Annotated in this window: 11 protein-coding genes; 4 read left to right on the top strand and 7 right to left on the bottom strand. The window is 46.1% G+C overall.

The window, feature by feature from the left end; all coding sequences use genetic code 11:
- Window positions 1-184 precede the first annotated feature (184 nt).
- Entirely contained in the window at window positions 185-568 is a 384-nt protein-coding gene (locus DKT73_RS05095) for a septal ring lytic transglycosylase RlpA family protein (RefSeq protein ID WP_111637637.1), read from the top strand.
- Here the strand turns inward: DKT73_RS05095 and DKT73_RS05100 are convergent.
- Window positions 565-2,970 (bottom strand): bifunctional acetate--CoA ligase family protein/GNAT family N-acetyltransferase, encoded by a 2,406-nt coding sequence (locus DKT73_RS05100; RefSeq protein WP_111637489.1) that lies wholly within the window; start codon window positions 2,968-2,970, stop codon window positions 565-567. The genes DKT73_RS05095 and DKT73_RS05100 overlap by 4 nt on opposite strands.
- A 162-nt stretch (window positions 2,971-3,132) precedes the next feature.
- Between DKT73_RS05100 and DKT73_RS05105 the strand changes: the two genes are divergently transcribed.
- A complete protein-coding gene (locus DKT73_RS05105; RefSeq protein ID WP_111637490.1) occupies window positions 3,133-4,056 on the top strand; it encodes a histone deacetylase family protein in 924 nt (307 codons plus the stop codon).
- Here the strand turns inward: DKT73_RS05105 and hxpB are convergent.
- The 6 genes from hxpB to DKT73_RS05135 form a co-directional block, all read right to left on the bottom strand.
- Complete coding sequence (gene hxpB, locus DKT73_RS05110) at window positions 4,053-4,715, bottom strand: hexitol phosphatase HxpB (RefSeq protein ID WP_111637491.1); 663 nt, start codon at window positions 4,713-4,715, stop codon at window positions 4,053-4,055. The two genes, DKT73_RS05105 and hxpB, sit on opposite strands and share 4 nt — an antisense overlap.
- A 31-nt stretch (window positions 4,716-4,746) precedes the next feature.
- A complete protein-coding gene (locus DKT73_RS05115) occupies window positions 4,747-5,850 on the bottom strand; it encodes a sulfate/molybdate ABC transporter ATP-binding protein (RefSeq protein ID WP_111637492.1) in 1,104 nt (367 codons plus the stop codon).
- Window positions 5,847-6,728 carry a sulfate ABC transporter permease subunit CysW gene (cysW, locus tag DKT73_RS05120; protein ID WP_111637493.1) on the bottom strand — a complete coding sequence of 294 codons (882 nt, stop codon included), beginning with the start codon at window positions 6,726-6,728 and terminating at the stop codon, window positions 5,847-5,849. Before cysW ends, DKT73_RS05115 begins: the two co-directional genes overlap by 4 nt.
- A gap of 10 nt (window positions 6,729-6,738) precedes the next feature.
- Entirely contained in the window at window positions 6,739-7,599 is an 861-nt protein-coding gene (gene cysT / locus DKT73_RS05125) for a sulfate/thiosulfate ABC transporter permease CysT (protein WP_111637494.1), read from the bottom strand.
- 106 nt (window positions 7,600-7,705) lie between these two features.
- Window positions 7,706-8,719 (bottom strand): thiosulfate ABC transporter substrate-binding protein CysP, encoded by a 1,014-nt coding sequence (gene cysP / locus DKT73_RS05130; protein WP_111637495.1) that lies wholly within the window; start codon window positions 8,717-8,719, stop codon window positions 7,706-7,708.
- A 163-nt stretch (window positions 8,720-8,882) separates the two neighbouring features.
- The gene (locus DKT73_RS05135) at window positions 8,883-9,779 is read right to left on the bottom strand and encodes a LysR family transcriptional regulator (RefSeq protein ID WP_198666546.1); all 897 of its coding nucleotides are present in this window, start codon (window positions 9,777-9,779) and stop codon (window positions 8,883-8,885) included.
- Window positions 9,780-9,910: 131 nt separating this feature from the next.
- Here DKT73_RS05135 and DKT73_RS05140 point away from each other — a divergent pair, with 131 nt between their 5' ends.
- Window positions 9,911-10,666, top strand: coding sequence for an SDR family NAD(P)-dependent oxidoreductase (locus DKT73_RS05140; protein ID WP_111637497.1), 756 nt, complete (start codon window positions 9,911-9,913; stop codon window positions 10,664-10,666).
- 326 nt (window positions 10,667-10,992) lie between these two features.
- Window positions 10,993-12,492 (top strand): methyl-accepting chemotaxis protein, encoded by a 1,500-nt coding sequence (locus DKT73_RS05145; RefSeq protein ID WP_111637498.1) that lies wholly within the window; start codon window positions 10,993-10,995, stop codon window positions 12,490-12,492.
- Window positions 12,493-12,611 lie beyond the last annotated feature (119 nt).

The following is a 12,611-nucleotide window of genomic DNA, read 5'->3' on the forward strand; positions in this document are numbered from 1 at the left end:
AGTTTATGTTGGTCAGTTTGGCCTAGAAAAAGCAACATACCGCTACAATCTGACAAGATGCTGACCAAGGTTTTATTGCGTTTGAGTTTGTTGAGGGGCGCTATCTGTTATCATGGTGTTTAAAGTACGTGTTTGTTTGATAGTGAAAGCAAAGGTAAAGCAACTTAAAGGGAACGAAAAAACGATGCGAATCATCAGTATCTTGTGTTGGGCAATCTTGTCTCTTGTGTTGACTGCGTGCGCAAGTGGCCCAATCAGTCGCTCCGATTCAGTCGGATTTGAAGAAAGCGGTAAAGCCAGTTACTACGCTATGAAGTACCAAGGACGTAAAACCGCCAGTGGCGAGTTATTTGATCAAAAAGCCATGACCGCCGCCCATAAGCGATTGCCATTTGGCTCTAAAGTCAAAGTCACTAATGTTGATAATGGCAAAAGCGTCGTCGTGCGAGTCAATGACCGTGGGCCCTTTGTTCGAGGTCGCATTATTGATTTGAGCAAATCGGCTTTTCAGCGCATCGGTAATACTAGGGATGGTGTGATTGAAGTTGAGATTGAGGTGTTGCCCTAAGACGACGCCTGACATTTTTCTAGCAGGGCGGGCGTCAGTTTAATACTGGCGATGACCTGGCCAATATCCTCTGGATCGCGTTGGATTGTGAACCCTAAATGGCGACAGAATTCTATCATGCGTTTGTTTTCTGCCAAGACAATGCCTTTCATCACGCGAATGCCTTTGTCGGCGGCGACTTGCATAAGTCGTCGCATCAGATAAGACGCTAAGCCTAAACCTTGGAATGCATCTCCTAACACCACGGCAAACTCGCAGCTTTGATCATCAAAGTTGTCGATATAGCGCGCAGTACCGATGAGTAAATCCTGTCCATCCCGTTGAATGACTGCGAGTAAGGCCATTTCACGATCGTAATCAATGTGGGAAAGGCTGGCGAGCATGCGAGGGGTTAATTCTTCGATGTTGGAGATAAAACGAAAATAGCGTGTTTCATGGGACATGCTGCGGACAAAATCGGCCAAAATACCAGAATCTCTGGGTAAAACGGGCCTAACGGTAGCGATCTCATCGTTTTTTAATACTCGTTCCGATACCCATTGCCTTGGGTAGGGGTGAATTGCAAGATGCTCGTACCGACGCCAATTTTTGCAAATACGAAGGTTGGCCGTGACGTCAGCGTAAACGCTGCCACTGTCGTGTAGTCGTACATCAGCGAGCTCTAAGCTTTCGATTTCGGGTAATTCACACACCATGGTGGATAAGTTGCGCAATAAACTCTCCAGTTCGAAGGATTCTTCGCCGGGAAAGGCCCGTTGGATTAAATCTTTTGCCAAAATGGTGTTTAGCGGTGGCAAGGCGACCGCTTCGGCTTGTTTGTGTTGTTGTGCGCCTTCTAGTGATAAACCAATGGCGGGGCCAAATACGGTATCTTGAAAAACACGTAAATGAATAGGAGCAGATAACTGATTTGACGCTTGGCGACGAGTAATTAAGCGAATATGAAACAGTTCAAAAATGTCTCGTAATGCATCCGCATGGGGTGTTTTCTCTCCTTGTTTAAACAACTGATTGAGGGTCTTTGTTGCCTCGGATACATCGATTTTAAAACGAAATGCATGGCTATCGGGGGACTGTTTCGCGAGCAATTGGTTGCGCTGGAACTGTACCAAAAATTGGAAGCCTTCAATGGCGGTTTCAGGCGTTCTAAAGGTGGGAATACCTGCTTCGTTAATGCGTGTGCGCATGTTGGTCATGCCGCCACCGCCAAGCAAACAGACCATGACAAGTTTTTTCTGTGTTCGATGTAGCTTAATGATGAGATCGTAGAGGGAATCAATGTCGATCAGTGCGGTGGGGCTGAGTGTCAGTAAAACCGCGCCACACTCATCATTTTGTAAGGCATTCGCTGCGAGATCAATAAACAGGTCTGTTGCGCAGCTTGCCCAAACGGTAGTGACCGAGCCAATACCACCGCGGCCAGCCATGATGGATTCCAATTTATCGTGCAGTTCGCCTTGTGGCGTAAGCAGATCAATGCCCAGTTCCATCGCTCGTTGTGCGGCCAGTTCTCCAGGACCTGCACCGTTCCCGATAATCAATAGCGAGCCTTCTTTGACTCGACGGGCATTCGTCATAACGGATGCGGCGGCGATTAAATCATTCAAACGCCGACCTCGCACTGCACCGGTTCGACTGAGTGCGGCGTCGAGCACTCGCTCATCGGCACCGACGGAATGTTCGGTGACAACGGCAACGGGTTTGCTTCGTCCTGTGGCGCGTAGGCTGCTGAGGAAACGTGTCGGGCTGCCAATTTTTTGCAGATACATCAAGATCGCCTGACTGTCGAAATCATTGGATAAATAATCCAAGACTTGCGATGGCATTACATCAACTGGTGTGCCCATGGAAACCACTTGGGAAAATCCAATGCCTTGCCACGTCGCCCAGTCCACCAGTGCGCTGGCAACGGTGCCAGATTGCGACATTAAGGCCAAACGCCCCGATAGCGGCTGAGTTAAACCAAGCCAAGCAAACACGCCTTGCTTTGGACGACAAATGCCAAAGCTGTTCGGGCCAAGCAAACGTACATTGTGTTTGCGTAACGCAGCGACCAGTGATGCTTGGCTGTCTTCTGTCCAAGACAGCATTAATAAAGAGCCAATCCCCGCTGCACCACAGGCGGCAATAATGTCTTCCATAGAGGGTGAGGTTTCGTTGGCAGCATAAGCACCTACTAATACCGCAAGATCTGGGCTTTTTGGTAACTCGCTGAGGGTTGCGAAAAGCGGAAAAGCGAATTCGGCTGCTGGCTGCACACCAACCAAGCTGACAGGGCAAGATTTTGTTGCGTGAGAGAGGGAGGTCAAAAGAGCCAGCATCAGCGGATCGCTCGCATCGTCGCCAGTGAGCACCACCATAGACTTGGGGGCAAGTAGTGATTGTAATACGTGTTGGCTCACCTGATCGTCTCCAGAAACTCAATGTACATCTTATGACAGTAGCACAGTCTTTATCCATCGCAATGATAGACCATGGTAGGATAGATTGTTTTGGTGTTTTTATGGTTTGATGCAAGACATAATCATGGCAAATAAAGAAAAATAATAATGTAGAGACACTCAATGACAACGGCTTACATCACACACACTTATTGCGACAAACACAACATGGGAGAAGATCATCCTGAGTCTCCATTGCGCCTCGGTGCGATTCAAAATCGGCTGATCATGGGACAGTTGATGGACTTTCTCCGTCGCTTAGAGTCTGACCCAGCAACGCGTGATCAGCTAGTGCTTGCCCATGACAAAGACTATGTGGATTCGATTTTTGCTCGTTCGCCAGCAGAAGGACATGTGGCGTTAGAGCCAGAGACCCTGATGATGCCACACACGCTCGATGCCGCACTGTATGCTGCCGGTTCGGTGATCAAAGCGGTTGATTTAGTTATGACAGGCGAGATGGAGAATGCCTTTTGTGCGATTCGTCCACCGGGACATCATGCAGAATACGATAAAGCCATGGGGTTTTGCCTGTTCAATAATATCGCCGTGGGTACTCGTTATGCCATCGAACAATACGGTTTAGAGCGCGTGGCGATTGTGGACTTTGATGTGCATCACGGCAACGGCACCGAAGATATTTTCAAAGCCGATCCCAAAGTACTTTATGCCTCCAGCTATCAACATCCGTTTTATCCTTACAGCGATCCTGGCGCTTCACACGATAATATTTTGCACATGCCATTGGCTGCGGGTTCTGGAAGCGATGCTTTCAAAGCCATTATCACTGAACAGCTGTCGCCAGCGCTTGATGCCTTCAAACCACAACTTATTATGATTTCCGCAGGCTTTGATGCTCATAAAGAAGACCCTATGGGGCAACTTAGACTAAGCGAGTCTGATTTTACTTGGATTACCGACCTTTTGATGGATGCAGCGGATCGCCATTGTGGTGGAAGAATTGTCTCGGTACTAGAAGGCGGCTACAACATAGATGCACTAGGACGCGCCGCGTTTTGTCATATCAAAAGCTTAATGAGGCTTTAGGGCTGACTCAAAAGCGCGTTGCCAATCTGATAACGGAATTCGGATAGATTTCGAAGCTTATACGGTGCTAAATCAAACTTTTCATGCTCAAACTCGTTGGCATGGGGTACGGCAATTGCTTTAATGCCGGCCGCTAGTGCCGCTTTTATACCGCCGAGTGAATCTTCAAAAGCAATACACTGATGCGCTTCAATACCAAGTTTTTCCAGTGTTAGCTGGTAAACATCAGGAGCGGGTTTGCCTTTGGATACTTCCTCTGCTGAGCTGTAAGCCATAAAATAGTCCGCAATATTAAGGCGCTGTAACACGCTAGGAATGATGCCTTTTGGTGAGTTAGTAGCAAGGCCAATTTTTACTTTGGCTTGCTGTAGTGAGTCGAGTAGATCATGAACGCCTTGCATGGCTTGCCCTTGAGTCTCGATCAAATATTTGACTCGCTCAACGACACTGTTTTCGACTTCCTCAAGAGAGGCATCTTGCCAAGGTTGTTTTGCATACCAAAACTCAGTCACTTCTCGCGTTGTCATTGCTGCGGTAAGTGCGGTTAGATCTTCCGTCAATTCTACACCGACAGACGAAAATACCTCGTGTTCCGCTTGTTTCCAAAATGGCTCGGAATCAATCAGTAATCCATCCATGTCAAAAATAACGGCTTGCATAATCGTCTGAGGCTCTTGTGGTTAGGGCGAATTAAACCCTGTTGGTTTCCCAATTCAATAACACAGGTTGTTGTGCATCATGGGCGAAGAAGTATCCTGCTTTGGGGGTGACGTATAAGGTTTGGCCTTTCTCGAAGCAGTTCTTATCGAACGCTTTATGAGGCAGATCGATTTCCCAGACGTCGTTGCTTTGCCAGTCGATCGGAGTGAGTTCTAGGCGAACTTCGGCGCCAATTGGGTTGATGGCAATCAAGCGTAATGGCAAGTTGGCTTGCGTGGTTGGTTCTTTTGAGACAAAGAACTCGTGAGAGCGAATATAGAGCTGGCCGTCTTTCTGTTCTGCGCCATTTGGCAGGACAATATTAGCCTGCTGATTATGCCATCTGCCGTTGTTCATTTTGCCGTCAAAGACATTGGCGTTGCCAAGGAAGTCGAACACAAATCGGCTGTTGGGGGACGCGTAAAGCGCACCGGGTTGATCGATTTGTTCTATGTGGCCGTTACTCATGACGACAACACGATCAGACAGTTCCAAGGCTTCTTCTTGGTCATGGGTCACAAATACGCTGGTGAATCCAAGCTCATCATGTAAGCCGCGCAACCAACGACGCAGCTCTTTGCGTACTTTGGCATCCAAGGCGCCAAAAGGCTCGTCTAGTAGTAAGACCTCTGGTTGCGTTGCCAAAGCGCGCGCTAAAGCAATACGTTGCTTCTGCCCCCCAGAGAGCTGCGATGGAAAACGAGTAGCAAGGTGTTCAAGCTGTACCATTTCCAATAAATGCATGACGCGGGTTTTGATTTCAGTCGGGCTTGGGCGTTCTTTTCGCGGCAAGACTTCTAGTCCAAACGCCACATTGTCAGCCACTGTCATGTGGCGGAATAGGGCGTAGTTTTGGAACACAAAGCCCACGCGACGATCACGGACGTGCAAGTTGGTTACGTCTCTATCACCAAATTGAATACGGCCCGTATCCGCGCCTTCAAGCCCTGCGATAATGCGTAATAGGGTGGTTTTTCCTGAACCAGACGGACCAAGCAAACCAATCATTTCACCTTCGTTAATATCCAATGACAAAGGGGACAAGGCTTGAAAGTGGCCAAATTTTTTGGAGATATTTTCAATAAGGATGCTCATGCTGTTGTCTTTTTCTCTTTATCGGATTCAAGTTTTATACTGCGTTCCAGACGCCATTCAATGAAGGCTTTCAGCAGCAAGGTGAGTAAAGCAAGCATGGCCAGTAACGATGCACTGGCAAAGGCCGCCGCGGCTTGATAGTCCTCGTATTGTGCTTGCACTAATAAGGGCAAGGTGTTGGTTTCACCGCGAATATTGCCAGAGACAACCGACACAGCGCCAAATTCACCGACCGCACGAGCATTGGTCAAAATGACCCCATAAATTAACGCCCACTTAATGTTAGGGAGCGTGACTCGGCGAAATAATTGCCAGCCTGAAGCGCCTAAAATGACAGCGGCTTCTTCGTCTTCCCGACCTTGTTGTTGCATCAAAGGGATTAATTCACGGGCGACAAAAGGACAGGTGACAAAAATAGTCACCATGACAATACCTGGCCACGCAAACATCAGCTGAATATCATGATCGTAAAGCCAAGATCCAATCCAACCGTTGTTGCCATATAGCAAAAGGTAAAGCAGGCCAGCGACAACAGGCGACACAGCAAAGGGGATATCCATCAGCGTCATCAACAATTTTCGGCCGGGGAATTCAAAACGGGTGACCGCCCATGCCAGCATGACACCGAATACTAGGTTAATAGGTACGGTAAGTGCGGCAACCAGCAGTGTTAAACCTATGGCGTGTAAGGTATCGGCTTCAAGCAAACTGCTAAAATAATGCGCGATCCCTTCCACGAAAGCTTGTTGAAAAATACTGATTAATGGCACGACCAATAAAATCGCAGTCAAAAACAGCGTTAGGCCGATGAGCAACCATTTTACCCAAGGCTTGTCGCCCACTCTAAGTTGGCTAGATGTGTTTTTTGAAGATGACATAATATTTTTCCTAACTGCGTCCATGAAGACGACGCAAATAGCGTGCTTGCCACACATTAATGGCAAACAACAGAATCAGCGATGCCATTAAAACAACGGACGCAATGGCACTGGCCGCTGGGAAGTCGAATTCTTGTAAACTGACGAAAATCATCAGTGAGGTGATTTCGCTAACATAAGGCATGTTGCCCGCGATAAAAATGACCGCGCCAAACTCCCCCAGACTGCGTGTGAATGATAGGGCAATGCCTGTCATTAGGGCTGGCCATAAAGCGGGGAAGATGACTCGACGAAACACCGACCAATCGGACGCACCCAAGGTCATTCCTGCTTCTTCCTCTTCGGGGGATAACTCCTCTAAAACTGGCTGAACAGTTCGAACTACGAAAGGAATACTGGTAAAGGCCATGGCAAGCACAATGCCCCAAGGCGTGTAGGCGATCTTAATCCCGATACTTTCAAGTATGTCACCGTACCAGCCATTTTGAGAGTATAACGTGGCGAGTGTGATACCCGCCACGGCGGTTGGTAATGCAAAGGGTAAATCGACCAAGGCATCTAAAATTCGGCGTCCTGGGAAGTCATAACGGACTAAAACCCAAGCGAGTAACAGACCAAAAAAACCATTAAAAATAGACGCCAAAGCCGCTGCCCATAGGGTGACTTTATAACTGGCTACCACGCGCTCATCCGTGATTACCTGCCAATATCTGTCCCAGCCCATATCAACTGACTGCATCACGAGTCCCGCCATGGGTAACAGGAGAATCAAACTAATGAACAGCAGAGATGTGCCTAAACTTAGACTCAGTCCCGGTAAGACGCGTTTATGACGAGGTCGCGTGTCGGCCGCGCTTAAATGTGTTGCCATGTCTTATGGTCTCAATAACAGTGTTTCAATGAAGGCGCTAGTCACTCTAGAGACAGAAAAGCCGGACACGCAAGCGTATCCGGCTAGTTTGTTATCTATTCTGATATTAGCGACGCTGAAGTTGGTCTAGTTTACCACCATTTGCAAAGATGTCTTTAGTTGCTTGTGGCCAGCCACCTGCAATATTTTCAACGGTCAACAAGTCCACTTCAGGGAAGGTAGCAGAGAATTCTTTTTTCACGACATCATTGTGTACGCGATAGTTAAAACCCGCCAGCAAGCGTTGTGATTCTTCGCTGTACAAGTAGCTTAGGTATTCACGAGAAACGTCTTCTGTACCATTCTTTTTCACGTTTTTCTCAACTACGGCGACGGGAAACTCAGCTAAGATCGACGTTTTTGGTACAACCACTTCGTAGTTATCGGCACCATATTGATTACGGATATTGTTTACTTCTGATTCGAAGGTAATCAATACATCACCGATACCACGCTCAACGAAAGTGGTTGTCGCACCACGACCACCAGTGTCAAACACAGAGACATTTTTCAGGAAAGTACTTAGAAAATCATCCACTTTCGCTTCGTTGTCTTTGCCGAAAGTTTTTTGTGCGTACCCCTGAGCCGCTAGAAAAGTATAGCGACCGTTGCCAGAGGTTTTAGGATTGGGGAACACCAATGCCACATCTTTTGCCGCTAAATCGCCCCAGTTTTGGATGTTTTTAGGGTTGCCCTTACGAACAAGGAAGGCAATGGTTGAATAGTAAGGTGAACTTGCGTTAGGGAACTGTTCTTTCCAATCCGCTGGAATCAAATTGCCTTTATCATGCAAAACCTGAACGTCGGTGACTTGGTTGAAGGTTACGACATCGGCAGACAAACCATTCATGATGGCATTGGCTTGTTTTGAAGAACCCGCGTGCGACTGCTTGATCTCAATGGTTTTGCCGGTTTTTTCTAACCAATGTTGCTCGAATGTTGGGTTGTAAGCGGCGAACAATTCACGGGCAATGTCATAAGACGTGTTCAGAATAGTCTGATCTGCTGCCGACGCTTGTACGGCGCCGCTCAGTAGTAAGGTACCAATAATAGATTTTAAAAAGCGTGGCTTAGATTTCATAGTGACCTCATCTGGGAAGCTTAAAATTTCATTAAGTAAGAGGTTACTTAAAAGATTTGGTTATTACAATGTCTATAAATAAATCTTTTTGGAATATAGATAGGGCGTTTTTTGTTACACACTGCCTTCTTTAATACACCGCCAGAATGCACTCTGATGTTTCTTATGTGGTGCGGGTGATGGATTGCAACCAATCCATAAAGACGGTTAAACGTTTAGTGGGTTGTCTACGTGATGGATACAGTAAAGACACTGGCATTGGCTCTGCTTCAAACTCACTTAATATCGGAATAAGTAGGCCTTTTTTAATAAAGCTTTCCGCTCCAATCATCGGGATTTGAGCAATGCCAAGGCCGGATAAGCACGCTTCTAAATAAGCATCAGTGCCATTCACGGCAAGACTGCTTGGCATAGATTGCTGTCTTACTTTGCCGTTATCCATGTACTCAAATTGAGCGCTAAGATTGCCCAATGAAGGGGAGTACTCAATCAGCTTGTGATTCGCTAATTCTGCAATTGTCTGAGGAATGCCAAATTTTTTTATATAGCTTGGGGAAACGCAGTTTAGGCTACGGTATTGCGTTAAAGGTCGAGCGATAAGGCTACTATCATCAAGGCTACCTACTCGAATGACGCAATCAATGCCTTCTTTAATCATGTCTACTCGATAATCCGCGCTGCTTATTTTTAGACGGATATTTGGGTACTTTTCGATAAAGTCGGCCAAATTTGGAATGACAACTGTGGCCGCAAAACGGCTTGGCATATCGACTCTGAGGATGCCTCGTACATCATTTGGATTACGTTGGAACTGACTTCCTAAAGCATCCAGTTCAGCCAGTAGGGTTTGGCATTGTGGCAAGTAGACTTCACCGTCTTGCGTTAACGTGACACTGCGCGTACTGCGATGGAAAAGCCGCGTGCCTAATTCACTTTCAAGTCCTTGTATAGCATTGGATATGCTTGATTTAGGAAGGCCAAGAGCGTCTGCCGCCTTAGTGAAACTGCCGAATTGGGCAACTAACACAAAGCGCTGCATTGCCTCAAACTTATCCATCATTTGCTCCTTTGTTTGTTTAATCCGAACAATGTTATCACTTTTGGTGCGTTTATATGGATTAAAAAAGCACCTACTCTGTGTTTGTGATTCGATAATCGAACAAATAAACAACAAACAACGAGGAATAGAGCATGACAAAGTTAGCGATTATTACTGGTGCGAGCCGCGGGTTGGGAAAAAACAGCGCCTTAGCATTGGCAGATAAGGGTATCGATGTACTGTTTACCTACCATCAAAATAAAACTGCGGCTGAGGACGTGGTTGACGCCATTCAGCAAAAAGGCCAAAAAGCCTTTGCCATTCAGCTTGATACACGAGATGTGGGAGCGTTTGAGGCTTTTAGTAGTCAATTAGGCGTCATACTAGAGCGCGAATTTGGGCGTTCGGATGTGGATTATTTACTTAATAACGCTGGCACAGGAGTACATGCCAGCTTAGAAAGCACCACCTATGATGAGCTAGAAGACATGTTGGCGATTCATGTGAAAGGTCCGTTCTTTTTAACTCAGACGTTATTGCCCTTCATGAAAAATGGCGGTCACATTGTCAATATTTCTTCTGGATTGGCTCGCTTTAGTTTGCCAGGGTCTGGTGCTTATGCTATGGCCAAAGGCGCGGTTGAAGTCATGACACGTTACATGGCAAAAGAGTTTGCAAGTCGCCAGATCCGTGTGAATACCTTGGCGCCGGGAGCGATTGCAACCGATTTTCGTGGTGGCAATGTACGAGATAACCAGCAAATGAATCAAATGGTATCGTCTATCACAGCACTTGGTCGCGTTGGTGAAGCCGATGACATTGGTAACGCGGTTGCCATGTTGTTGAGTGAAAACAGCGGTTGGATTACAGGCCAACGTATTGAAGCGTCTGGCGGCATGTTTCTATAACTAGACACTGCCTGTTTTTTCGATCACCAAAATGCGCACCTCTGTAATGGTGGGGTGTGCAAGATGCTTGGTGACGTTTTCTTGGTTAAGGAAGGGAGCAGACTCCGAGGTGTGTAGAACATTCTCACTGGTTAATTAATTTTTATCTAATACCTTATGGGTTATGAATTAATAAAAAGCCAGCGGAATATATTTACTGAATTAATGTTGATCTTAATCTCCGTTTCATGCGTATAAAAGCTCATGCACAAAATGCACCAAGATATTTCCATATCATGTACCTTCCACGATGCTAACGCCATCAGATACCAGTTTTAAGGCCAATAATGTCAACTTCGCTAGAAAGCACTGAAAAAATTGATTTATTTATTTACCGTTTTTTGTTGTTACAAATCCCAGTGCTGCTAATAAGTGGTAACGTTGGTGCTGGGTTATTGACCTTTTCTTTAGTGAGTTCTGGCGTGCTCTTTATTGCGACACAAGCCTCTTATAGCCTCTTTAAAGGCCGAACATCCTTCTCTGTATTGGCTGGTATCTTGATGATGCTGTTTTCTTCAGCACTCATCCAGAGTCAACTGGGAATGATTGAAATGCATTTCCATATTTTTGCTTCTATTGTTGTGTTTTTGGTGTATCAAGATTGGAAACCGATTATTGCAGCACTGTTAACAACGGCGATGTACCACATTGGCTTCATGTCTTTGCAAATGCAAGGTGTGATGATCGGTGATATACCGATTATGGCCTTTGCTGGTAGCCATGGTGTTTGGGTCATGTTGGTACATTGTGCCTTTGCCATCGCTCAGTCTGGCTTATTGATTTATATGGCGTTTTTGATGAAAAAAGAATCTTTTGCTAATGTTAAAATTGCCAATGCGATTGAACATATTTCTCACAACAATGATTTGTCTGTTCGATTGGCTAACCCAGATTCTACGGCAGAAAAGTCTTTTAACGCTTTGCTAGATAAACTAGTAGGCATATTCATCGACTATCAAGGTATTGCTAATAAGTTGGCTTCGACAAGTCGGGAGATGAATATTATAAGTGAAGAAGCCGCTGGGCGTGTCGTTTATGGCAGTACCCTTGCTCAAAGCGCTATGGCGCTGACAGAAGGTGTTTCTTTGTCAATGCAATCCATTACTCAGCGCAGCGGTGAGTCTGCAGATCTGGTCACTGATTTGGAAAAAGGAATTTTGAGCGACAGTCAGCAAACGTTGGCTATCATGAATGACATGCAGCTTTTATCTAACAATACCTTGGCCGCTTCTGAATCACTGAACTTACTAACGGTTGATGTGGAATCCATCACCAAGTTGTTGAGTTCGATCAGAAGCATTTCGGAGCAAACCAATTTGTTGGCGTTAAATGCCGCCATTGAAGCCGCAAGAGCGGGCGAAACAGGCCGAGGGTTTGCTGTTGTAGCCGACGAAGTCAGAACGCTGGCACAAAGGTCGAGCGACTCCACCAATGAAATAGAGAAGGTGCTTGTTAATCTGAACATGAGTGTGAAACGCACCGTACACTCAATGGAATCGAGTAAGCAAACCACATCGACCAGTGTTGAACACGCTCAAGCTATATCCAACGCTTTATTGGAACGATCCAAAGCAGTGGGAAATGTGGCCCGAGCGAGTAAGATCATCGCAAAAGAATCGGTAGAACAAGAAAAAGTTATTGCCTTGATCAATGAAAAAATTAAAGACAATGAAAAATCCATCAGGATGCTATCTGATTTAATGGGCGGTCTACAGCAAAGCTGCGATGCAATCACGGATGTCTCAAAAAATTACGAGACCAAGGCTTATTTTTTTAAAACGGCCTAGCGTCTAAAGCATAGACAGAGAGATCCCCTAGTGTAAAAGCACCGCCAGTCGGTGCTTTTTGTGACTGGTTATTGAGGCAGCAGTAGTCGTGTGTGTTCTGCATGTTGTTATTGGATTAA

It is taken from the genome of Marinomonas shanghaiensis (genome assembly GCF_003259175.1).
GTDB classification, from domain to species: Bacteria; Pseudomonadota; Gammaproteobacteria; order Pseudomonadales; family Marinomonadaceae; genus Marinomonas; species Marinomonas shanghaiensis.